The following is a 20,565-nucleotide window of genomic DNA, read 5'->3' as shown; positions in this document are numbered from 1 at the left end:
GGGCTCAGCGGCGGATGCGGGCCATCTCGGGGTCGAACAGGGGCTCCGCCGCGACGGTCGCCGCGACCTTCTCGCCGAAGTACTCGACGGCGACCGGGGTCCCCGGCTCGGCAGCGGCGGCCGGCACCCATGCGTAGGCGACGCACCGTCCCACGCTGTAGCCGTAGGAGGCACTGGTCACATAGCCGGCGACGACCCCGTCCACCTGCACCGGCTCGCTGCCCATGACGACCGCTGCCGGATCGTCGAGGGTGAGGCACACCAGTCTCCTGGCGGGCACCTCGCGTGCGGCCAGCGCGTCCCGCCCGACGAAGTCGCCCTTGGCGGGGCGTACGGCGAAGCCCACGCCGGCCTCCTCGGGGGTGTGCTCGGTGGTCATGTCGGCGCCCCAGGCGCGGTACCCCTTCTCCAGCCGGAGGCTGTTGAAGGCGCTGCGTCCAGCCGCGATGACGCCGAGCCGCTGTCCGGCCTCCCAGAGGGTGTCCCACAGCCGCAGCCCCACGTCCGCTTCCGTGTACAGCTCCCAGCCCAGCTCGCCGACGTAGCTCACGCGCAGCGCGGTCACCGGGATGTGGCCCACATAGGTCTCGCGCGCCTTGAAGTAGCCGAAGGCCTCGTGCGAGAAGTCGGCGGGGGTCAGCGGCTGGACCAGCTCCCTGGCCAGCGGTCCCCACACCCCGATACAGCAGGTGCCGGAGGTGATGTCCCGGACCTGTACGTCGTCCGGCGCGTGCCGCACCAGCCACTCCAGGTCTGCCGGGCTGTTGGCGCCGAGCTGCCAGTGGTCGGGGCCCAGCCGCGCCGCGGTCAGGTCGCTGCGGATGCCGCCGTTCTCGTCCAGCAGCAGCGTGTAGGTGACCGAGCCGGGGCGCTTCTTGAGGTTGTTGCTGGTCATCCGCTGGAGGAAGGCGAGCGAGCCGGGCCCGGTGACCTCCAGCCGCCGCAGCGGCGTCATGTCGTACAGCGCGACCTTCTCGCGCGTCAGCTTCGCCTCGGCGGCGGCGATCGGCGACCAGTGCCGGGCCGACCAGCTGTCCCGCTCCGGCAGCCGCAGGCCGAGCTGGTCCACCAGCGGTGCGTTCGCCTCGTACCAGTGGGGCCGCTCCCAGCCGCCCGACTCCAGGAAGTGGGCGCCCAGCTCCTGCTGCCGGGGGTAGAAGGGGCTGGTGCGCAGGGGGCGGCCGGTGCCGGGCGGCTGCAGCGGGTGGATCACGTCGTAGACCTCGACGAAGCTGCGTTCGCCCCGCTCACGTACGTACGCGGGGGAGCGCTGCGCCTTCTCGAAGCGGTGCGGATCGCACTCGTGCACGTCCACCGTGGTGCGGCCGTCCGTCATCAGCTCCGCGACGGCCCGCGCTGCGCCGGCAGAGTGGGTGACCCAGACGGCCTCGGCCAGCCAGAAGCCGCGCACCGTGCTGGACTCGCCCAGCAGCGGCATCCCGTCCGGGGTGAAGGAGAAGACGCCGTTGAAGCCCTCCTCCACCTGGGAGTCGGCCAGCGTCGGCAGCAGCCTGCCGGTCTCCGTCCAACTGGGCGCGAAGTCGTCCGCTGTGAACGGCAGCGAGGACGGCATCTTGGGGGCTTGGTCGTAGGGCAGGACGGTGTACGGGTCGACGGGCAGTGGACGGTGTGCGTAGGTGCCGATGCCGATCTGGCCGGGGCCGCCCTCCGGGTCCAGGTGTTCGCGGTAGTACAGGTCCTGGTCCTGGTGGCGCAGGATGGGCCGGACGGCCTCGGCACCGTCGGCCCCGGCCCCCGCGAGCTGCGGCACCGGCGCCGTCTTCGCGTACTGGTGCGCGAGCGGCAGCAGCGGTACGTCCACGCCCGCCATGGCGCCGACCACCGGCCCCCAGAACCCGGCCGCCGAGACCACGTGGTCGGCCGGGAAGGTGCCCCGGCCGGTGACGACCCCGGTCACCCGGCCGCCCTCGCGCTCGACACCGGTGACGGTGTGCCGGTCCAGGAAACGCGCCCCGCGCCGCGAGGCACGCTCGATCTGGGCCAGGCAGGCGGCTGTGGCACGGGCCAGACCGTCGCCGGGGGTGTGGAAGCCGCCGAGCACGGTGTCCGGGTCGAGCATCGGGAACAGCTCGGCGCACCGCGCGGGCCCGACCAGCTCGCCCTCCACGCCCCAGGAGGCGGCGAGTCCGGCCTTGCGGTGCAGATCCCGCCAGCGGGCCTCGGTGGTGGCCACCTCCAGACCGCCCACCGGCAGGAAGCACGCCTGCCCCGCGTGGCGCAGCGAGCTGAACTTCTCCACGGTGTAGCGCGCGTAGTGGGTCAGCGCCCTGGAGGGGCTGGTGCGGAAGACGAGGCCGGGGGCGTGCGAGGTGGAGCCGCCGGGCGCCGCCAGCGGCCCCTGCTCGAGGACCGTGACATCGCGCCAGCCGCGCGCCGTCAGCTCGTCGGCCAGCGAGCAGCCGACGATCCCGGCGCCGACGATGACGACACGCGAGCTGTTCGTCTGCGGCCCGGGAGCCTCAGGAGCGTCGCTCACAGGACCACCACCGATCGCAGAACCTTGCCGCGCTGCATCCGCTCGAAGGCGACCTCGACCTCGTCCAGCGCGATCGTCTCGGTGACGAAGGCCCCCAGGTCGAGCTTGCCGCTGAGATAGAGGTCGATCAGGACCGGGAAGTCCCTGCTGGGCAGGCAGTCCCCGTACCAGGACGACTTGAGGGCACCGCCCCGCGAGAACAGTTCCTGGAACGGCAGCTCGATCGTCACGTCCGGCGCCGGGACCCCGGCCTGCACCAGCACGCCCGCCAGATCCCGCATGGCGAAGCCCTGCAGATAGGTTTCCGGGCGGCCGACCGCCTCGACGACGACGTCCACGCCGTGGCCGCCGGTCAGCTCGCGTACGGCCTCGACGGGGTCGGTGCCGAGCGAGTTGACGCTGTGCGTGGCCCCGAACTGGGTGGCCACATCCAGCTTGTTGTCATCGATGTCGACGGCGATGATCCGGCGCGCACCGGCCAGCGAGGCCGCCGCGATGGCCGCGTTGCCGACGCCGCCGCAGCCGATGACGGCGACGGTGTCCCCGCGGGAGACACCCCCGGTGTGCACGGCGGCGCCCCAGCCGGCCATCACACCGCAGCCGATGAGCCCGGCCGCCTCCGGCCGTGCGGCCGGGTCGACCTTGACGGCCTGGCCCGCGTCGACCAGCGTCTTGTCGGCGAAAGCGCCGATGCCGAGCGCCGGGGTCAGCGGGGTGCCGTCCAGCAGCGTCATCGGCTGCCGGGCGTTGCGCGAGTCGAAGCAGTACCAGGGCCGCCCCTTACGGCAGGAGCGGCAGCTTCCGCACGGTGCGCGCCAGGCGAGTACGACGAAGTCGCCGGAGCGCAGGTCGGTGACGCCGGGGCCCGTCTGCTCGACGACGCCCGCGGCCTCGTGGCCCAGGAGGAACGGGAAGTCGTCGCCGACGGCGCCTTCCCGGTAGTGCAGATCGGTGTGGCAGACACCGCATGCCTGGATCGAGACGAGGACTTCGCCCGGGCCGGGGTCCGGTACCAGGACCGTCTGCACCTCGGCTGGGGCGTCTTTCTTCATCGCGATGACAGCGCGGACCTCGTGTGGCATTCCCAGACCTCGCAGTTGTTGCGTAGTGCACGACTGGTTGCGCTATGGGAGACATAGTGAGAACGCCGGGGCTCGCCCGTCAAGAGATGTGGATCAGCGGTTGGTGACGGGGAGTCAGAAAGACGCGATGCGGGTCCGGCCGAGGCCGGACCCGCAGTTATGGGAGGTCGGGGCGGTGCCGTTGCTGACGCCCCTTCAGAATTTTGTAGTTTCCGACGGCTGTTTCGAGGTCGTTTCGGGGAGGGGGTGCCCCTGCCCGCTTCTTGCGGGGCGCGCTCCCTCTCAGTAGGCGTAGCCCATGCGGCGGGAGAGGTCCTGGGCGGCGGCCATGGTGCGTTTGGCGACCTCCTGGAGGCGTTCCTCCTCCAGCCGGTAGGAGGGTCCGGAGACGCTGATCGCGCCGATGACCTTTCCGTCGTGTGCCCGCACCGGGGCCGCCACCGCGTGCAGGCCGAGTTCCAGCTCGTCCCGTGCCGTCGCGAAACCGGTCTTGACCACCGTTTTCAACTCGGCGCGCAGCTCCGCGGGGGAGACCACCGTCGACTCCGTCAGCCGTGGCAGCTTCCGGGACAGCACGCTCTCCTGCACCGACTTCGGCTGGTGCGCCAGCAGCGCCTTGCCGCTGGAGGTGGCGTGCAGCGGTGTGCGCCTGCCCAGCCAGTTCTGCGCGGTGACCGAGGAGGCACCGCGCGCCTGCATGATGTTGACCGCCGCGTCGTCGTCCAGTACCGCGATGTTCGCCGTCTCCCCGGCGTCCTCGGCCAGCTCCCGGCACACGGGTGCGCCCTCCTGGGAGATGTCCAGCCTGGAAGCCGCGGCCCCGGCCAGCCTCAGTACGCCGGGGCCCAGGTAGTACTTGCCGCGGTCCTGCTCCTGCGAGACCAGCCCCCTGGCCTCCAGTACGCCCAGCAGACGGAACGCCGTCGATTTGTGGACGCCCAGCTCCTCGGCGATCTCCGTGACTCCCGCGTCGCTGTGCCGGGCCAGGATCTCCAGCACGCTCACCGCGCGGTCGACCGACTGGACCGAGGCAGCCGCGCCCCTGGCCTGCTTGCCAGTCCCTGTGTCCTCCGCTTTTTCACTCATCTGCTCAACGTCACCGCCTGCTGGCCTTGTTGTGGTTCCCGATTGCTCGTGTGCGGCCGCGTGCCGTCCTCCTCGAAGTATCCGCTGAGGTCGTCGGCGAGTGCTTGACGTGAAGCCTCCCCGCTTGGATTCTGTTGCGCATCACGCTCCATCGTGCGCGATGCGGAACTCAGATAGTAGTGAAGTGTCTTCCCCGCACCTTCCCCGGTCACCCGGCACCGGGGCCGGCTGCCCCTGCTCACTCGAACGTGCTCGCGAGGTGAATCACAGTGATCCCTGTCTGCCGCCTTGAGGACCTGCCCGAAGGCGAGTCCGTCCGTCTCGACCTCGAACCTCCCATCGCCGTGTTCAACGCCGACGGCGAGCTCTACGCGATCGACGACACCTGCACCCACCAGGACGCGTCCTTGTCCGAAGGCTGGCTCGAGGGCTGTCTGGTCGAATGCCCACTGCACGCCGCTTCATTCGACCTGCGTACCGGCCGTCCCACCTGCCTCCCCGCTCGCAAGGCGGTACGCACCCACCGGGTGAGCGTGCTCGACGGCACCGTATGGGTACACGTCGAGGCCGACCTGGCCGCACAGGCACCGCACACCGCCGCAGCCGGACAAGGGAGCGCCGCATGAAGACCATCACCGTGATCGGCGCCTCCCTGGCCGGACTCCACGCCGCACTGGCGCTGCGCGCCGAGGGTTACGACGGCAGGCTGGTGATCGTAGGGGAGGAACACCATCGCCCCTACGACCGCCCTCCCCTCTCCAAGGAGTTCCTGACCGGCGCGCTCACCGCCGAGCGGCTCTCCCTCGCCGACGCCGAGGAGATCGCCGAGCTCGACGCCGACTGGCTGCTGGGCACCCGCGCCGAGGGCCTGGACCCGCCCTCCCGTACGGTCACGCTCACGGACGGCCGCAGGCTGTCCACCGACGGTGTCGTCCTGGCCACCGGAGCGGTGCCGCGCACCCTGCCGGGCGAGCCGCTGGCGGGGGTGCACACGCTGCGCACGCTGGACGACGCCGCCGCGCTCCGCGAGGAGCTCAGCCGTGGTCAGGTGCGGGTCGTCGTGATCGGTGCCGGCTTCATCGGCGCCGAGGTCGCCTCCTCCTGCGCCACGCTCGGCCACAGCGTCACCGTCGTCGAGGCGGCAGCCCAGCCGCTGCTGCCCCAGCTCGGCGCCCGGATGGCCGCCTTCTGCGCCGATCTGCACACCGACCACGGCGTCACCCTGCTCACCGGCACCGGGGTGCGCGCGCTGCATCCGGACACGCGCGTGGCGGACGCGCACGTGCCGGGCGCGCCCGGCGCCGGGCACCGGCGGGTCGGCTGGGTGGAGCTGGCCGACGGCCGGTTCCTGCCCGCCGACGTGGTCGTCGTCGGAATCGGGGTCAGTCCCGCGACAGGCTGGCTGGAGGGCTCCGGCATCCCCCTGGACGACGGCGTGGTCTGCGACGCGGGCGGAGTCACCTCGGTGCCCGGCGTGGTGGCCGTCGGCGATGTGGCCCGCAGCGCCGGGCACCGGGCCGAACACTGGACCAGCGCCATGGAGGCCCCGTCCGTCGCGGCGCGCAATCTGCTGGCCGGAACGACGGTCGAGACCTACACGGCGCTGCCGTACTTCTGGTCCGACCAGTACGGCGTCCGGCTCCAGCTCGCGGGCACCAGGGCGGAGACCGACACCGTACGCGTGGTGGAGGGCTCACCTGAGGACCGCAGCTTCCTCGCGGTCTACGAACGGGAGGGTGTCACCACGGCAGTGCTCGCGGCCAATCGGCCGCGCCCCTTCATGCGGGCCCGGCGCGAGCTGGCTCGCGCCGGGATGGTGGCTGCCTGACCCTGTGCGGGGCTCCCTCTCCCGGTCCGGGGAGGGGGTGCCCCTTTGTGCGGTCTGCGGGCTGCGCGCGCCCCTTACGGGGCGGGAGCCACCGCAACCACAACGTCCGGCATCAGTTGCCGGCGGTTGAAGGCTGTTTCTCGCTGGGGCGGACGATGACGAAGCCCTCGCCGTCCAGTCTGAGCTGCACCGCCTCGCCCGAGCCACCGCGGATCATCGAACCGAAGCTCTGCGAGCGGTGCAGCGAGGTCTGCAGCTGGGCACTCCAGCCCACCACCGCGTCGGTGTCCACGAACACCGGCGCCTGCTGCGAGACCGGAATGACGATCGGCGTGCCCTCGCAGATGACGGCGAGCCTGCCCTGGCCGGAGAAGACGCTGTTGAACAGCCCCCCGCCGGCCATCCCGGCGCCCTTGACGATGCCGATCTCGTAGTGCAGCCCCGCGTCGAAGACCAGCACATTGCGGCCGTTGACGGTGAGCGAGTCGCCGGGCGCTATGTCGATGAGAAAGCAGTTCTCCGCCTCGTGCGCGAACCAGGCCTCGCCCTGCCCGCTGACCGACATCAGCGCCAGCCCCTCGCCGGTTACCTGACGCTTGAGGAAGTTGCCGACCCCCTGCCCCTTCTTCTCGAACCGAAGGTTCCCCCGCCAGGCCACCATCGATCCCTGCCGCGCGTAGCACTCCCCGTTGACGGCGTACTTCACGCACTTGTCGTTCTGCAGCTCCATTCCCGCTGTGGGGCTGGGCTGCGCCATGTTCTTCGTAGCGAAGAGCTCACTCTGCATGGCTGTATGTTCCCCCGGAACCCGCCGCTCAGCCAGGTGCTTTCCCGCGAGTCGCCGCACTCGGGCCGAGCCGCGTGCGCGTCTGCGATTTGAGACTTTCCCGTCCCGGAAACCCGATGGTCAGCGCTTCCTCGGTCACAAGTCCCAAAAAGGAGTTCAGTGAAAAAATGGAAGGTGCCAGAGGGCGAGGGCCCTCGGGGCGTGTGCCCCATGGCATCGGGACAGGAGACGGGACATGAAGTTCGTGCTGGAAGTCGACACCACCGAGATGCGCGGCGAGGGCGAGGCCGCGGCCGAGCTGGGACGGGTGCTGCGGTACTGGGGCGGCAACCTGCGCCACTACGCGCTGCAGCCCGGCGACGGCTCGCCCGTCTACGACTCGCAGTACCGTGAGGTCGGCAACTGGCGTATCACCGAGTCGTCCTGAGAGTGGACGAAGCGGTCGGCTGGGAGGAGACCGGATGACGGGCGCGGGCGTGGACCCTCATCAAATCGGACGGGAACTCGACGGTGCTGTCGTCACCGTCGACCCCGGCCTGCCCCCGGCGGTGCGCGAGGGGGTGCGGGAGCTGACCGGCCGGCCGGTGGGCACCGGCGCAGCGCCGGGCGGCCGGCCCCGCGTGCATGTGGGTCCCGCCGTGCCCGAACTCGCCGCGGGCGAGCGGCTGTTGTGGCTGCACAGCACCAACGCCGGAGTCGACGCGCTGCTCAGCTCGCTCTCGCCGTGGCCGTCCGGGACGCTGCTGACCCGGACGGTCGGCAGGATGGGCGAGCGGATCGGCCAGTACGTACTCGCCTGGGCGCTGGCCGAGTTGCAGGACATTCCGGGCTTCCTGCGCCAGCAGGCGTCCAGGACCTGGAACCGGCTGGAGACCGAGCCGGCCGACGGCACCCTCGCGGTCGTCTTCGGCACCGGCGGAATCGGCGCTGGGGTCGCCGCCGCACTCGGGCGCTGCGGCATCCGCACCGTCGGTGTGGCCCGCACCCCGCGCCGCGTCCCCGGCTTCGACCACGTGCTGCGGCTGGGCAGCCCGGCCGGTCCCGACGGTCCCTCCGCCGAGCTGACCGCGGCGCTGGCCGAGGCGCGCTGGGTCGTCGACGCGCTGCCGCTCACCCCCGAGACGGAGGGGCTCTTCGGCACCGGGCTCTTCGGGGCGATGTCCGGCGCGACCTTCTTCAACGTCGGCCGCGGCGCGACCGTCCGTACCGACGCGCTCGCGCACGCGCTGGAGGAAGGCCGGGTCGCACACGCGGTGCTGGACGTCCTGCCGGAGGAGCCGGCCCCGCCCTCCTCACCGGCCTGGGACCTGCCCCGCACCACCCTCACCTCCCATTCCGCCGGCCCCACGACTGCCACCGACATCACCACCGACTTCGGCACCGCCTGGCACAGCCTGCGCGTCGGCCGACTCCCCACGCTCGCCGTCCACCCCACGGCCGGCTACTGAACGGGTACGCGCGCCGGGGGCCGGGACGGGCTCAGGTCCGCAGCCGCTGGATACGGCGGGAGAGGCGGGCGTGCGCGGTGAGCATCTCCCGGGCGTGCGGGAGGGTGAGGGCACCGTCCTCCACCAGTGGGCGGCCCTGCACGAGGGTGTGCCGGGGCCGGACGGGGCCGCAGCGCAGCCACGCCTCGACCAGGTCGGTGTGGGCCCCGGCGAAGGCGAACTCGTCCAGCTCCCATACGACGACGTCGGCCGGGGCTCCGGGGCTGAGGCGGCCCAGCCCGTCGTCCCTCCCCAGATTGGCGGCGGCGTCCACGGTGGCGGCGTGCAGGATGTCACGGGCCCTCGCCGCCGCCGCGCCGCCGCGCTCCCGCGCGGCCGTCAGCGCGGTGCGCGCCTCCAGCCACAGCGAGGCGTGATCGGTCGAGGCCGAGCCGTCGCAGCCCAGTGAGACGGTGACCCCGGCGTCGCGGAGCTCGGGAAGGCTCGCCGCCCCGGCGCCCAGCATCATCGTCGAACCGGGGCAGTGCGCCACGCCGGTGCCCCATCGAGCCAGCCTGGCCCTCTCCTCCTCCCGGGAGAAGACGAGGTGGGCGACCCATGCGCGCGGGGTGCCCCACCCCACGTGTTCGAACTGCTCGACGGGGCGCCGCCCGAAGGTCTCCAGACAGTGGCGCTCTTCGCCCGGGTCCTCCGCCAGATGGGTGTGCAGCCGCACATCGAGGCGTTCGGCCAGCTGTGCGGTCTCCACCATGAGCCGCTCGGTGACGGCGGCCTGGGTGGAAGGAGCGAGGGCGATACGCAGCATCGAGCCGGGGGAGGGGTCGTGGTAGGCGGAGACCAGGCGTTCGCTGTCGCTCAGGATGTCCTCGACGCTCTCCACCAGGCCGTCGGGCGCCGGGCCGCCGTCGCGTTCGGGCAGGTCCAGCGCTCCGCGTGCCGGATGGAACCGGAACCCGACCTGCCGCGCGGCACGGATCTGGGCGTCGACGAGGCGGGGCCTGGGGTGGGCGTAGAGCATGTCCGTCGTGGTGGTGCACCCGCCCAGCGCCAGCTCGGCAAGGCCGACCCAGGTGGAGACCTCCACGGCCTCCTCGTCCAGCGCGGTCCACAGCGGGTAGAGGGTGCGCAGCCAGTCGAACAGCTCGTAGCGGGTGGCCGGAGCGTAGGAGCGGGTGAGGTTCTGGAAGATGTGGTGGTGGGTGTTGATCAGCCCCGGGGTCACCAGAGCGCCGCGTGCGGAGAGCGTACGGCTCGCCGCGGGCTCCGCACCCGGAGGGCCTGTCCCGGTCACGGTGCCGTCCGACAGGGCGACCCAGCCGCCCGGGATCTCCTCGCCGTCCATGGTGACGACCAGTTCGGCGTCCCGTATCAGGGTGTCGTTCACAGCAGCTCCTCGTGGTCGGGCGTCCGGTGCGCCGAACGGGCGCAGTGACGCGTACCGGGGCGTATGGAGGGGAACTCGTGCGCAGTCCGCCCTTCCGGTACCGAGAGAGGGGGCGCCATGCGCTGTTACGACTGCTACAGGGAAGGTATCGAGACCTCCGCCGTCGCCGTCTGCATCGAGTGCCACGCCGGTGTGTGCCCACGCCATCTGCATCCCGAATCCGAGCCCGTGCGCCGCTCGACGAGCACGGGGCGGGTCTGGTCCGCGCGTGAATCGCGCCGGATGTACTGCTCCGTGTGTCATGCCTCGCTCCAGCAGGACGATCCCGCCGATCCCGGCGGAATGTGACGGGCTGTCGCGCGCACCCGCCGTGCCGGACCCGCGAGCGGGTCCGACACGGCGGGCGCGTGGGTGGGCGCGCGGCTCCGCTACCCGCCCTGCCGCACCCGGCGGGCCGCCGTGGCGCCCACGGCGGCGGCTGCGGCCGTGCCCACAGCCGCGAGCAGGCCGTGGTGGTGCGAGGCCCACAGCTGGTAGCTGCGCGAGGACGCCTCGTCGTCGAACTCGCCGTGTGCCCCGTAGTCGTGCCGGGAGTCCGCGGGCTTCCACAGGTTGTCCGGCTGCGCGGGGGAGCGTGCGTAGTCGGTCTGCTGGCCCTGGAAGGCGGTCCTGGCCAGATAGCGGTCCAGGAGACCGGGCGCGAACTTCTCGCCCAGCAGGGTGGCCACCGTCGAGCCGCCGACCCAGTGTTCCCTGCGCCGTGGGTGGTCGGCCGCGTACAGGATGCCGCGTGCGGCCACCTCGGGCTGGTAGACGGGCGCGACCGGACGCGGATTGCGCGGGAGCCGCGACTTGACCCAGGTGAACTGCGGGGTGTTCAGGCCGGGGAGCTGCACCATCGTGGCGCGTACGCCGCTCTTTTCGTGCAGCAGCTCGCAGCGCAGCGACTCGTGGAAGCCTTGGATGGCGTGCTTGGCCGCGCAGTACGCCGACTGGAGCGGGATGCCCCGGTAGGCGAGCGCGGAGCCGACCTGGACGATGGTCCCCGTGTCGCGCGGCTTCATGTGCCGCAGCGCGGCCAGCGTCCCGTGCACGAAGCCGAGGTAGGTGACCTCGGTCGTCCTGCGGAACTCCTCTGGCTGCACCTCGGTGACCGGCGCGAAGACGGTGGAGAACGCGGTGTTCACCCACACCGCGATCGGGCCGAGTTCCCGCTCGATGCGGTCGGCCGCCGCGTCCACCTCCGTGTGGTCGCCGACATCGACGCTCAGCGGGAGCGCCGTGCCGCCCGCCTCCCGCACCTCGTCGGCGGCGCGGGCCAGGCCCTCCTCGCCGCGTGCGAGCAGCGCGACCGTGGCGCCGCGCGCCCCGAACGCGCGGGCTGTCGCGCGGCCCACCCCGCCGCTGGCGCCGGTGACCACGACGACCTCGCCGTCGGCTCCCGCGCGACCGGACTGCTGCTGGCTCATCGCCACACCTCCGCTGTGCTGTCTGTGCGAACGCTGTCTGTGTCATCTGCTTGCGGCGTCCATCCGCTGCGGCGTCCATCCGCCTTCCGGCGCACGGCGCACGGCGATCGGGCGCGCCGCGCGGTGGGCCGTGGGACGGCCGGTCGGAGTGGTCGGGTACCCCCGGTGTCAGGAGCCCAGCAGGCAGAACAGGCCGCCGTCCGGGTCGCGAACGGTGGCGACCCTGCCGTGCGACGCGTGCTGGACAGGGGAGATCACTGTGCCGCCGGTCTTCTCCGCTGCGGCGAGTGCGGCGTCGATGTCGGTCGCGCGGAAGTACACCTCCCACCGGGTGCGCACCTGGGGGTCGGGTGCGGCCTCGACGCCGCCGCCGCGCAGCCCGGCCACGGTTTCACCGTCGACCAGGATGTGCACCTCGTCGTTCTGCTCCTCGTAGCTGACCCCGTGGCTGGGGTTCTTCGTCCAGTCGAGGACATCGCCGTAGAACAGCGCCGCCGCGAAGGCGTCGCCGGTGCGCAGCTCCAGCCAGGCGGGCGCGTGGCCCGCGCCGACCGCCCAGCCGCGCGGCAGTTCTCCCTGCCACATGCCGAACGCCGCGCCGTAGGGGTCTGCGGCCATGGCGGCGCGGCCGTCGCCCACCCGCAGCGGGCCCACCGCGACGGTGGCTCCTCTTTCGCGGACGCGCTCACATGCCAGGTCGGCGTCGTCGACGGAGAAGAACACGGTCCACCGCACGGGGAGCTGCCAGGAGACCGCGGCTTCGTTGAAGCCCGCAATCGGTTCGCCTTCCCTGGTGGCGGTGCGGAATCCGGGGCCGAGAGAGCTGTCGGCGAACGACCAGCCCAGCACGGCGCTGTAGAACTCCTCGGTGGCCCGCCGGTCGCGGACGGTGAGACTGACCCAGCATGGCACCCCGGGTACGGAATCCATCACGTCACCTCAAGCCTCCCGGTGTTCCTTTCGCAGTTGGTCGTCCGTTTTTTCCGTCCCTGCATGCCGGGGTGCCCACTGCCTGCGGAGACGAAACGAGAGTGACTGCTGGGGGGAAATGTACGGTTTTGTGGGTGTTTCCCGCTTCAGGGTGGGGTACCGGGCGGGGTGCGCCGATTCCGTGGCCGCCGCCACGGGGCCCTTCGGCGTGACCCCGCACCCGTCGAGCGCCCCGCGCCCCCGAGGAGTCCCCATGATGGCCCACCCCGACACCCTGCGAGAGCTGCTCAACCGCTACGAGGCGCTCCGTGACCGGCCCGGCGGCCGACAGGAGCTGGAGGACGTCTCGTACACGCTCTGCGTCTCCACGGGCACCCGCGACATCCGGGACGCGGTACGGGCGGCGCGGGCGCATATCGCGGGCGCCTACGCGGCCTGAGCGCCGCCGCGGGCACCGTCCCCGACCGGTTGCCGGGCGCAGGGGCGCAAGCCCACCCCGAGCCTGTCGCCCCCGGGACCACCGCGCCGGGGCCGGTCGCGGGCCGGACGCCAGGTGGTCACCAGTGCCACTGCGAGCAGGAGTTCGGCGAGGTCACCGCCGTAGTACATCAGCTCGGCCCCGCCCCTGACCTGAGGGACAGGCGCGGGGATGTCGATGAGAAAGCCCCCGTACATCGCCTGCGAGAGCACCGCGTGGCCCGCGATCGCGACACCCAGCAGCACCAGCCTGGCCGGTACCCCCGGCCGGGCAGGACCCGGGTCGGGACCGGCCACCACCCAGGCGAACAGGCAGCCGGACGCCAGGAAGTGGATGTGCAGCAGCCAGTGCCCGGCCGGATCGGCCGCGACCGTCCCGTACAGAGGCGTGCAGTAGAGCGCCGCGAGTGAGCCGGTGTTGAGCAGCAGCGCCGTCACCGGACGCGTCAGCAGGCGCATCGGGGACGAGTGCAGCAGCGCGGTGAGCCGTCGCGCCCGTGCCGCGGGCAGCGCGCGCAGCAGCAGCGTGCCCGGAGCCCCCAGCACCAGGGCGGGCGGAGCGTACATCCCGATCAGCAGGTGCTGCGCCATATGGCCCCGGAAGTCGTGGTGTGCCCACGGAGCGAGCGGCGGCAGCAGCGCGAGCGCCAGGACCCCGCAACCGGCCAGGAAACTCGCCGTACGCCATGCACTCCACTCGCGGCGCGGTGTGCGTCGCCGGGTGCGGCGCACCAGCAGCAGATAGCCGAGCGCGGGCAGCGCGGCGACAGCCGCCGGCAGCGCGAAGGCCGTCTCCCACGGATGCCCGGAGCCACCTGCCGCGAAGCCCGTCACAGCGGCTCGCCCGTCGTTCGCGTACCCCGTGGTGCGCCCAGGTCGAGAGGGCGCCCGCCGCGCTGGACCAGCCAGCCGCCGGCCAGCAGGAAGGCGCCCAGGACGAGGAAGCCGATGTCCCACCACAGTTGGTACGGGCCGCCGTGCACATGGTGGATGCCGAGGATCTGGTGGTCGAGCAGACCCTCCACCACGTTGAAGACGCCCCAGCCGACCAGAATCCACCCCCACAGCACCCGCGAGGCCCACACCCGGCGGCGGCCGTGGGTCACCCGCGCGTAGAGGACCCCCAGCCCGAGCAGCACAGCCAGCCAGCACACGGTGTGGAAGATGCCGTCCCAGACAGTGTTCATCTCCAGCCCGGAGACCGTGTGCGGCGAGTAGTACTTCACCCCGATCCGGTCCTCGTTGGTGCTGGAGAGCATGTGATGCCACTGCAGGAGCTGGTGCAGCAGGATGCCGTCGACGAAGCCGCCCAGCCCCACCCCCAGCACGATTCCCGGCAGCCGCAGGCTCACGGGGCCCGGCCCGGCGTGCGCCTCGCCCGTCGTGGTCATCGGTCTTCTCCGTCCTCACTCGACTGCGATCTTCGCGCCCGTCCGCGCAGAGCGGCGGTTTCCCGGGTTCGGCCCGGTCACTCCGGTTTTCCGCCGACCGGCCCAGCGTTTTCCGCCCGGGCCACTGGGAACCCCGGGACCCGAGCGATCACAGGCCGCCCGACGAGCGGCCGCCGATGCGAGTGAGGTGAGCGCAGTGCCGGAGCCCGGGAGCAAGAGCTACGACAAGCACCGTGCGCGGCGCCGCAAGGACTTGGAGAAGAGCGGCGCGGCAGACGCGCAGGAGGCGAACGAAGAGGCCAAGCGCGACCTGGAGCGCGACACCGGCTGGCGCCCCACCGGCCCGCGCACGGAGCGGGGCCGCGGCCCCAAGGGCGAGCGCCCCGAGGGCGAGTCGGGGAGCTGAGCAGGTGGAAGCCGCCCTCCCCTGGGGGCGGCTTCCACACCCGGTCGGAGCGCACTCCGCCGGTTCCGGTGGGCTCTCAGCCGGCGCCGTGGTCCAGTTCGTGCCCCGTCGTCGCGTCGACGTGGTCCGGGATCTCCTCGTGGCGGTCTCCCACCGTGGAGGTGCCGGTGGGCTCGAACAGCAACAGCGAGGCGCCGGTCTCCGAACCGGGCTTGTGCTCGACGCCGCGCGGGACGGTGAAGACGGACCCGGCGGGCAGCGAGACGGTGCGCTCGCCCTGCGGCTCCCGCAGCGCGATACTCAACTGGCCGTCCAGGACGAGGAAGAACTCGTCCGTGTCCTCGTGGGCGTGCCACAGGTGCTCGCCCTGGACCTTGGCGATCCGCGCGTCGTAGTCGTTGACGCGGGTGACGATTCGGGGGCTCCAGAGGGCGTCGAAGGAGGCCAGAGCCTTGTGCAGATCTACAGGTTCGGTACTCATGGGCTCATCCTCGGCCGTGACAGCGCGCCCCGCGAGTGCTAGAAATCGCATATGGCGCAAGATTCCTCGCAGGGCCGTACGGCCGGACTCCACCGCGTCGTCGTACTCGTCGACGAGAACTCCAACCCGTTCGAACTCGGCTGCGCCACCGAGGTCTTCGGCCTCCGCAGGCCCGAGCTCGGCCGCGACCTCTACGACTTCACGCTGTGCTCCCCCCAGCCGCGCACCCTGATGCGCGACGGGTTCTTCACCCTCACCGGCGTCGCGGACCTGGCGGCGGCCGACCGCGCCGACACGCTGATCGTGCCCAACCGGCCCGACGTCGAGGTGGAACGCCGCCCCGCCGTACTGGCGGCGATCCGGCGCGCCCACGCCCGCGGTGCCCGTCTGCTGGGGTTCTGCAGCGGAGCCTTCACCCTGGCCGAGGCGGGGGTGCTGGCCGGACGGCGGGCGACAGCGCACTGGCAGTGGGCCGACCAGTTCCGCGCCCGCTTCCCCGACGTACGCCTGGAGGCGGACGTGCTGTTCGTGGACGACGGCGACATCCTCACCGCAGCGGGCAGCGCCGCCGCACTCGACCTGGGGCTGCACGTGGTGCGCCGGGACCACGGCGCCGAGGTCGCCAACGCGGTGAGCCGGCGCCTGGTCTTCGCCGCGCACCGGGACGGCGGGCAGCGGCAGTTCGTCGAGCGGCCGGTGCCGCCTGCCCCCGAGGAGTCGCTGGCGCCGCTGCTGGCCTGGGCCCAGGAACGCCTGGGCGAGCCGCTGACCGTGGCCGGGCTGGCCGCCGAGGCGGCGGTCAGCCCCGCGACCCTCCACCGTCGCTTCCGCACCCAGCTCGGCACCACACCGCTGGCCTGGCTGACCGGCGAGCGGATCGCCCTGGCCTGCCGGCTGATCGAACGCGGCGAGGAACGGCTGGACGTCGTCGCCCGGAAGAGCGGCCTGGGCACCGCCGCCAACCTGCGGGCGCGGCTGCGCAGGGAGACGGGGCTGAGCCCGTCGGCGTACCGGCAGCGCTTCGGCCGCGTGGACCTCCCGGACCCGACCGCGGCGTGACGGGCGACGGAAGGCACCCTTCCGTACCCCGGCCGCCCGGCGCTTTGCGAGAGTGTCCCCATGGGTGAGAACAAGCAGCGCATGCTGGCGGGGGAGTGGTACGTCCCCGATGACGAAGAGCTGTTGGCGGACACCGTACGGCGGGCCGAGCTGTGCGCGGCCTTCAACGCCGCCGACACGGCGCCGCCGGACGAACGGCGCAAGATACTGGAGCAGTTGATCGGTCAGCTGGGCGAAGACGTCCGTATCCGCCCGCCGTTCCGCTGCGACTTCGGCACGTACATCTCGATCGGCACTGGTACGTTCGTCAACTTCGGCGCCGTCTTCCTGGACGCCGCGCCCATCACCATCGGCCGTCATGTGCAGATCGGCCCCAATGTGCAGCTGCTGACCCCCACCCACGAGCTGGACGCCGAGCGGCGCCGTGCGGGCTGGGAGAAGGGCGTGCCCATCACCATCGGTGACAACGTCTGGCTCGGCGGCGGCGTGATCGTCTGCCCGGGGGTCACGATCGGCGCCGACACGGTGGTCGGAGCGGGTGCGGTGGTCACCAAGGACCTGCCACCGGGCGTCCTGGCGGTGGGCAACCCGGCCCGGGTGGTACGCGAGCTGTAGGCGCGCACCCGGCATCCCCTCACCGGAACAGCGAGCGCCGTCGCCCCCCCCGGCGGGTCAGCGGCGGCGCCAGGAGTCGTCCGGCAGATGGGAGCCGGCCTGTGGTCCCATCCGCAGCATGCCGCCGTCCACGGCCCAGGACGCGCCGGTCACATACGTCGACTCGGGGCCGGCCAGGAAGGCGATGACGGAGGCGACCTCGCGCGCGTCCCCCGGCCGCCCCAGCGGCACACCGGGCCGGGCCGCCTCGCGCACGTCCCGGTCCTCCTGGCCCGTCATCGGGGTGGCGATCTCACCGGGCGCCACCGCGTTGACGCGGATGCCGTGCTCGGCCAGCTCCAGGGCCATCACCTGGGTGAGCAGCCCGAGGCCGCCCTTGGCCGCGCAGTAGGGCCCCGCACCCACCCGTGGCTGGTGCTCGTGCACGCTGGTCACGTTGACGACCGTGCCGCCGTCCCCCTGCTCGATCATGCGGCGCGCGGCGCGCTGGGAGCACAGGAGAGGCCCGAGCAGGTCGATGTCGAGCACATCGCGGATGGTGGGGAAGTCCAGGTCGAGGAAGGGGGTGGCGGTGCCGGTGCCGGCGTTGTTGACCAGCACGTCGACGCGGCCCAGCTCGTCACCGAGCTCGTCCACCACGTCAGCGGCCTCCGGCAGCCGGGTCAGGTCGAGGTGCCGCACCGCGGCGCGTCGGCCGGTCTCCCGCACCAGTGCCGCGGTCTCCTCGGCGCCGTCCCGGTCGGTGTGCCAGGTGATGCCGACGTCCATGCCGTCCCTGGCCAGGTGCAGCGCCGTGGCGCGGCCGATGCCCGAGTCGGAGCCGGTGACGATCGCGACCGGGGCTGCGTCGTTCTGCGTGGGCACGACGGCCTCCCTCCGCTGGTGACGGCCGGCTGACAGCAAGAGCGCGCCGGTCACAAGAGCGCGCCGGTCAGAGGGTCGGGTCACCCCTGAGGCGGGTGCGTAAACAGGGGAGTGAGGGGTACGCCGGGCCACCGGGCAGCCTCACCGGCACCCGCGGCACGCCCGAACGTGCGACCCGCACAAGTGGCGCGCATGCTGGATGAGGGTCCCGTGTTGTCACCGCTCCAGTGAGGAGAAGCACCATGCAGCACGACGAGTTCATCGGCCAGGTGCAGGCGCGGGCCCACCTCGACAGCCGTGGCGCGGCCGAGGCCGGTACCCGCGCCACCCTGGAGACGCTGGCCGAACGCATCCCCGCCTCGCTCGCCGACCACCTGGCCGCACAGCTCCCGACCGAGCTGGGAGAACACCTGCGCCGCGTCGAGTACGCGCCGGACGTCCCGCAGACCGGGGTGCGGATGTCCCGGCAGGAGTTCTTCGACCGGGTCGCGCAGCGCGCCGGAGCCGAGCCCCCCAAGGCCGTGCACGAGGCACGCACCGTGGTGGAGCTCCTGGAGGAGGCGACCCAGGGCGCGCTGACCGAGCGCATCCGGCAGTCCCTGGACGAGGAGCTGGCCTCCATCCTCTTCTCCGGCAGCACCGGTACGGCCGGCAGCAGCTGACCGCCCCAATCGCGGAAAGGCAGCGATCGGACATGGCCCACACCACTGTCGAAGAAGTCCTGGCCGCGCTGAAGGACGTGGATTTCCCGGCCGGGAAGGACGAGCTGCTCCAAGCGGCCGAGGAGTCCTCGGCTCCCCCTGAGGTCCATGTGGCGCTGCGCGGCATCCCGCCGGAGCAGTACGCCAACCGTGAGGAGGTGGCCCGCTCGGTGCGGGTCGACCCCGACTCCGACCTCGGCCACAGCCGGGCCCAGCACGCCGAACAGGCGCGGCAGGGCGGCAAGCCGGGGCAGTCGCAGTATCTGCGGGAGGCCCCCAAGCCCCCGGTCGAGGACGAACTGGACCGCCGAGGCGAGCGGTGACCGCACGCTGTACGCACGCACCCAAGGAGGTCCGACATGGTGCGCAAGAAGGTCGAAGGCGACGAGGACGAGCGGCGCAGGGAAGCGCACAAGGCGCACCACGCCGACGAACCCGCCAGCGCCCGCTACGCGACCACCGGCGCTTCGAAGCAGCGCACCCACCGTGCGGGCGGGTCCGCCGAGCAGGACACCGAGACCCCCGCCCAACGCCAGGGCAAGGTGGGGCACACCGCCACCGAGCAGGAGCGCAGGCGCCAGGGCGCCGGCCCGGCCGAGTCCCGCAGCCCCTACGAGGGCCGTGGCCGCCCCGACTACTCAGCGGAGCACGAGCAGGTCTTCCGCGCCCTGGTCACCGCCGAGCAGCAGCACGGCGGCGAGCCGGTGAGCCTCGATGAGATCTCGCGGGAAGCCCAGATGCCGCAGGAGCGCATCCAGCCGCTGGTGCACGACCTGGTGACGGTCCATCACCTCGCGACCGAACTCCAGGGCGCCGAGGCCCCGGACCTGTCCCACTACGAGACCAAGCCGCGGCACTGAGCACCCACCGGCGGGACGAGATCTGTCCCAGCCGTTGACACACCCCGGCCCCCTCCTTACTGTTCCGCCGAATCGCTTCGAAACACGCAGTCGAAACGATTCGATGATCCCGCGGAAACAGTGCCGAGGAGGGGGCGTTGGTCAAGATCACGGATGTGGCCAGACGCGCCGGCGTCTCGCCCAGTACCGTCTCCTACGTCCTCAGCGGCAAGCGCTCCATCTCGGCCGCCACCCAGCGCCGCGTCGAGGCGAGCATCCGCGAACTCGGCTACCGCCCGCACGCCGGGGCCCGGGCGCTGGCGAGCAGCAGGTCCAATGTGCTGGCCCTGGTGATGCCGCTGCGCAGCGGCATCCATCTGCCCGTACAGATGCAGTTCGCCGGAGCCGTGGCGACCACCGCACGCGGCCACGACCACGATGTCCTGCTGCTCACCCAGGAGGAGGGCGAGGACGGGTTGCGGCGGGTGGCCGACAGCGCGCTCGTGGACGCGCTGATCGTGATGGACGTCCAACTGCGCGACGCACGCGCCCCGCTGCTGCGCGCACTGCCGCTGCCCTCGGTCCTGATCGGCTTCCCCGCCGAGGCCGACGGGCTGACCTGCATCGACCTCGACTTCACCGCCACCGGTGAGACCTGCGTCAGCCACCTCGCCCAGCTCGGGCACCGGTGCGTGGCGCTGCTCGGCTCACCGCCCGAGGTGTACGCGCGGGGCACGGGCTTCGCGCAGCGCACGGCCGCGGGCTTCACCGCAGCCGCCCGCCGCTACGGCATGACCTCCACGGTGCTCCCCTGCGAGCCCACCAGGGCCGCCGCACGGGAGACGGTGGACCGACTGCTGCACGACCATCCCGACCTGACCGGGGCCGTGGTGCACAACGAACCCGCGCTGCCCCTGCTGATGGAGGCGTTCCAGCAGGCGGGGATGCGCGTCCCGGAGGATCTCTCGCTGGTGGCCGTCTGTCCGGACGAGCTGGCGGAGAACGCCGTCGTACCGGTCACCTCGGTCGCCATCCCCGCCGCCGAGGTGGGGGAGCGGGCCGTGGAACTGCTGATGGCCAAGCTGAACGGCCGGCCGGTACCGGACGCCACGCTGCTGCCCCCTGTACTGACCCGGCGCGCCAGCACCGCACCGCGCGCCTCCGCCTCATGACCACCGCACCCGCGCCACCCCGCGCCTGACCGCTTCCCACCACCCCGCT

Annotated in this window: 24 protein-coding genes; 13 read left to right on the top strand and 11 right to left on the bottom strand. The window is 72.3% G+C overall.

Going from position 1 to position 20,565, the window contains the following annotated elements:
* Positions 1–4: 4 nt before the first annotated feature.
* From HC362_RS04335 to HC362_RS04325, 3 genes are all read right to left on the bottom strand, one after another.
* Positions 5–2,497, bottom strand: coding sequence for an FAD-dependent oxidoreductase (locus HC362_RS04335; RefSeq protein WP_243082439.1), 2,493 nt, complete (start codon positions 2,495–2,497; stop codon positions 5–7).
* A complete protein-coding gene (locus HC362_RS04330) occupies positions 2,494–3,579 on the bottom strand; it encodes an S-(hydroxymethyl)mycothiol dehydrogenase (protein WP_209265047.1) in 1,086 nt (361 codons plus the stop codon). Before HC362_RS04330 ends, HC362_RS04335 begins: the two co-directional genes overlap by 4 nt.
* Before the next feature lie 282 nt (positions 3,580–3,861).
* A complete protein-coding gene (locus HC362_RS04325) occupies positions 3,862–4,665 on the bottom strand; it encodes an IclR family transcriptional regulator (protein WP_243082438.1) in 804 nt (267 codons plus the stop codon).
* 269 nt (positions 4,666–4,934) lie between these two features.
* On the opposite strand from HC362_RS04325, the gene HC362_RS04320 reads away from it, so the two are divergent.
* Positions 4,935–5,291: a bifunctional 3-phenylpropionate/cinnamic acid dioxygenase ferredoxin subunit gene (locus tag HC362_RS04320; RefSeq protein WP_243082437.1), complete on the top strand. Its 357-nt coding sequence runs from the start codon at positions 4,935–4,937 to the stop codon at positions 5,289–5,291.
* On the top strand, positions 5,288–6,493 hold the full coding sequence (locus HC362_RS04315; protein ID WP_243082436.1) for an FAD/NAD(P)-binding oxidoreductase: 1,206 nt from the start codon (positions 5,288–5,290) through the stop codon (positions 6,491–6,493). The genes HC362_RS04320 and HC362_RS04315 overlap by 4 nt, the downstream gene beginning before the upstream one ends.
* A 112-nt stretch (positions 6,494–6,605) precedes the next feature.
* Here the strand turns inward: HC362_RS04315 and HC362_RS04310 are convergent, their stop codons facing one another.
* Positions 6,606–7,280, bottom strand: coding sequence for an AIM24 family protein (locus HC362_RS04310; protein ID WP_209265054.1), 675 nt, complete (start codon positions 7,278–7,280; stop codon positions 6,606–6,608).
* Between the two features lie 235 nt (positions 7,281–7,515).
* On the opposite strand from HC362_RS04310, the gene HC362_RS04305 reads away from it, so the two are divergent.
* Both HC362_RS04305 and HC362_RS04300 read left to right on the top strand, forming a co-directional pair.
* A complete protein-coding gene (locus tag HC362_RS04305; protein WP_243082435.1) occupies positions 7,516–7,707 on the top strand; it encodes a hypothetical protein in 192 nt (63 codons plus the stop codon).
* A gap of 34 nt (positions 7,708–7,741) precedes the next feature.
* Positions 7,742–8,728, top strand: coding sequence for an NAD(P)-dependent oxidoreductase (locus HC362_RS04300; RefSeq protein WP_243082434.1), 987 nt, complete (start codon positions 7,742–7,744; stop codon positions 8,726–8,728).
* Between the two features lie 31 nt (positions 8,729–8,759).
* Here HC362_RS04300 and HC362_RS04295 read toward each other — a convergent pair whose 3' ends face one another.
* Positions 8,760–10,112: an amidohydrolase family protein gene (locus tag HC362_RS04295; RefSeq protein WP_243082433.1), complete on the bottom strand. Its 1,353-nt coding sequence runs from the start codon at positions 10,110–10,112 to the stop codon at positions 8,760–8,762.
* A gap of 63 nt (positions 10,113–10,175) precedes the next feature.
* Between HC362_RS04295 and HC362_RS04290 the strand changes: the two genes are divergently transcribed.
* On the top strand, positions 10,176–10,460 hold the full coding sequence (locus HC362_RS04290) for a DUF2180 family protein (protein ID WP_347568417.1): 285 nt from the start codon (positions 10,176–10,178) through the stop codon (positions 10,458–10,460).
* An 80-nt stretch (positions 10,461–10,540) separates the two neighbouring features.
* Here the strand turns inward: HC362_RS04290 and HC362_RS04285 are convergent, their stop codons facing one another.
* Together HC362_RS04285 and HC362_RS04280 are read right to left on the bottom strand one after the other, a co-directional pair.
* Complete coding sequence (locus HC362_RS04285; RefSeq protein WP_243082431.1) at positions 10,541–11,581, bottom strand: SDR family oxidoreductase; 1,041 nt, start codon at positions 11,579–11,581, stop codon at positions 10,541–10,543.
* Positions 11,582–11,749: 168 nt separating this feature from the next.
* A complete protein-coding gene (locus HC362_RS04280) occupies positions 11,750–12,511 on the bottom strand; it encodes a VOC family protein (protein ID WP_243082430.1) in 762 nt (253 codons plus the stop codon).
* A 253-nt stretch (positions 12,512–12,764) separates the two neighbouring features.
* On the opposite strand from HC362_RS04280, the gene HC362_RS04275 reads away from it, so the two are divergent.
* The gene (locus tag HC362_RS04275) at positions 12,765–12,950 is read left to right on the top strand and encodes a DUF5133 domain-containing protein (RefSeq protein ID WP_229375809.1); all 186 of its coding nucleotides are present in this window, start codon (positions 12,765–12,767) and stop codon (positions 12,948–12,950) included.
* On the opposite strand, the gene HC362_RS04270 is transcribed toward HC362_RS04275, so the two are convergent.
* Both HC362_RS04270 and HC362_RS04265 read right to left on the bottom strand, forming a co-directional pair.
* Entirely contained in the window at positions 12,938–13,768 is an 831-nt protein-coding gene (locus HC362_RS04270) for a cytochrome c oxidase assembly protein (protein WP_243088349.1), read from the bottom strand. The two genes, HC362_RS04275 and HC362_RS04270, sit on opposite strands and share 13 nt — an antisense overlap.
* Positions 13,769–13,818: 50 nt before the next feature.
* Entirely contained in the window at positions 13,819–14,379 is a 561-nt protein-coding gene (locus HC362_RS04265; RefSeq protein WP_243082429.1) for a DUF2243 domain-containing protein, read from the bottom strand.
* A 196-nt stretch (positions 14,380–14,575) separates the two neighbouring features.
* On the opposite strand from HC362_RS04265, the gene HC362_RS04260 reads away from it, so the two are divergent.
* Complete coding sequence (locus HC362_RS04260) at positions 14,576–14,785, top strand: hypothetical protein (protein WP_243082428.1); 210 nt, start codon at positions 14,576–14,578, stop codon at positions 14,783–14,785.
* A gap of 76 nt (positions 14,786–14,861) precedes the next feature.
* Here HC362_RS04260 and HC362_RS04255 read toward each other — a convergent pair whose 3' ends face one another.
* Positions 14,862–15,266, bottom strand: a complete 405-nt coding sequence (locus tag HC362_RS04255) for a cupin domain-containing protein (protein ID WP_243082427.1) — start codon at positions 15,264–15,266, stop codon at positions 14,862–14,864.
* A gap of 51 nt (positions 15,267–15,317) precedes the next feature.
* On the opposite strand from HC362_RS04255, the gene HC362_RS04250 reads away from it, so the two are divergent.
* Positions 15,318–16,325: a helix-turn-helix domain-containing protein gene (locus HC362_RS04250; protein ID WP_243082426.1), complete on the top strand. Its 1,008-nt coding sequence runs from the start codon at positions 15,318–15,320 to the stop codon at positions 16,323–16,325.
* A gap of 60 nt (positions 16,326–16,385) precedes the next feature.
* Positions 16,386–16,940 carry a sugar O-acetyltransferase gene (locus HC362_RS04245; RefSeq protein ID WP_243082425.1) on the top strand — a complete coding sequence of 185 codons (555 nt, stop codon included), beginning with the start codon at positions 16,386–16,388 and terminating at the stop codon, positions 16,938–16,940.
* 57 nt (positions 16,941–16,997) lie between these two features.
* Here the strand turns inward: HC362_RS04245 and HC362_RS04240 are convergent, their stop codons facing one another.
* A complete protein-coding gene (locus HC362_RS04240) occupies positions 16,998–17,804 on the bottom strand; it encodes an SDR family oxidoreductase (RefSeq protein ID WP_243082424.1) in 807 nt (268 codons plus the stop codon).
* Between the two features lie 242 nt (positions 17,805–18,046).
* On the opposite strand from HC362_RS04240, the gene HC362_RS04235 reads away from it, so the two are divergent.
* From HC362_RS04235 to HC362_RS04220, 4 genes are all read left to right on the top strand, one after another.
* Complete coding sequence (locus HC362_RS04235; RefSeq protein ID WP_243082423.1) at positions 18,047–18,466, top strand: DUF2267 domain-containing protein; 420 nt, start codon at positions 18,047–18,049, stop codon at positions 18,464–18,466.
* 32 nt (positions 18,467–18,498) lie between these two features.
* The gene (locus HC362_RS04230) at positions 18,499–18,828 is read left to right on the top strand and encodes a DUF2795 domain-containing protein (RefSeq protein WP_243082422.1); all 330 of its coding nucleotides are present in this window, start codon (positions 18,499–18,501) and stop codon (positions 18,826–18,828) included.
* Between the two features lie 36 nt (positions 18,829–18,864).
* On the top strand, positions 18,865–19,365 hold the full coding sequence (locus HC362_RS04225; RefSeq protein WP_243082421.1) for a hypothetical protein: 501 nt from the start codon (positions 18,865–18,867) through the stop codon (positions 19,363–19,365).
* A 137-nt stretch (positions 19,366–19,502) separates the two neighbouring features.
* Positions 19,503–20,516 carry a LacI family DNA-binding transcriptional regulator gene (locus HC362_RS04220; RefSeq protein ID WP_243082420.1) on the top strand — a complete coding sequence of 338 codons (1,014 nt, stop codon included), beginning with the start codon at positions 19,503–19,505 and terminating at the stop codon, positions 20,514–20,516.
* Positions 20,517–20,565: the final 49 nt, after the last annotated feature.

The organism is Streptomyces sp. 891-h (assembly GCF_022760275.1).
Classification (GTDB): domain Bacteria; phylum Actinomycetota; class Actinomycetes; order Streptomycetales; family Streptomycetaceae; genus Streptomyces; species Streptomyces spirodelae.
The sequence above is the reverse complement of the archived record's forward strand: the minus strand, read 5'-3'. Positions and strand labels throughout refer to the sequence as shown.

What these genes read in the sequence shown, in the direction of transcription:
- HC362_RS04330 (WP_209265047.1), bottom strand. Translation starts at nt 3,579, where the DNA reads ATGCCACACGAGGTCCGCGCTGTCATCGCGATGAAGAAAGACGCCCCA.
- HC362_RS04325 (WP_243082438.1), bottom strand. Translation starts at nt 4,665, where the DNA reads ATGAGTGAAAAAGCGGAGGACACAGGGACTGGCAAGCAGGCCAGGGGC.
- HC362_RS04315 (WP_243082436.1), top strand. Translation starts at nt 5,288, where the DNA reads ATGAAGACCATCACCGTGATCGGCGCCTCCCTGGCCGGACTCCACGCC.
- HC362_RS04310 (WP_209265054.1), bottom strand. Translation starts at nt 7,280, where the DNA reads ATGCAGAGTGAGCTCTTCGCTACGAAGAACATGGCGCAGCCCAGCCCC.
- HC362_RS04305 (WP_243082435.1), top strand. Translation starts at nt 7,516, where the DNA reads ATGAAGTTCGTGCTGGAAGTCGACACCACCGAGATGCGCGGCGAGGGC.
- HC362_RS04300 (WP_243082434.1), top strand. Translation starts at nt 7,742, where the DNA reads ATGACGGGCGCGGGCGTGGACCCTCATCAAATCGGACGGGAACTCGAC.
- HC362_RS04290 (WP_347568417.1), top strand. Translation starts at nt 10,176, where the DNA reads ATGGAGGGGAACTCGTGCGCAGTCCGCCCTTCCGGTACCGAGAGAGGG.
- HC362_RS04285 (WP_243082431.1), bottom strand. Translation starts at nt 11,581, where the DNA reads ATGAGCCAGCAGCAGTCCGGTCGCGCGGGAGCCGACGGCGAGGTCGTC.
- HC362_RS04280 (WP_243082430.1), bottom strand. Translation starts at nt 12,511, where the DNA reads ATGGATTCCGTACCCGGGGTGCCATGCTGGGTCAGTCTCACCGTCCGC.
- HC362_RS04275 (WP_229375809.1), top strand. Translation starts at nt 12,765, where the DNA reads ATGATGGCCCACCCCGACACCCTGCGAGAGCTGCTCAACCGCTACGAG.
- HC362_RS04265 (WP_243082429.1), bottom strand. Translation starts at nt 14,379, where the DNA reads ATGACCACGACGGGCGAGGCGCACGCCGGGCCGGGCCCCGTGAGCCTG.
- HC362_RS04255 (WP_243082427.1), bottom strand. Translation starts at nt 15,266, where the DNA reads ATGAGTACCGAACCTGTAGATCTGCACAAGGCTCTGGCCTCCTTCGAC.
- HC362_RS04250 (WP_243082426.1), top strand. Translation starts at nt 15,318, where the DNA reads ATGGCGCAAGATTCCTCGCAGGGCCGTACGGCCGGACTCCACCGCGTC.
- HC362_RS04245 (WP_243082425.1), top strand. Translation starts at nt 16,386, where the DNA reads ATGGGTGAGAACAAGCAGCGCATGCTGGCGGGGGAGTGGTACGTCCCC.
- HC362_RS04235 (WP_243082423.1), top strand. Translation starts at nt 18,047, where the DNA reads ATGCAGCACGACGAGTTCATCGGCCAGGTGCAGGCGCGGGCCCACCTC.
- HC362_RS04230 (WP_243082422.1), top strand. Translation starts at nt 18,499, where the DNA reads ATGGCCCACACCACTGTCGAAGAAGTCCTGGCCGCGCTGAAGGACGTG.
- HC362_RS04225 (WP_243082421.1), top strand. Translation starts at nt 18,865, where the DNA reads ATGGTGCGCAAGAAGGTCGAAGGCGACGAGGACGAGCGGCGCAGGGAA.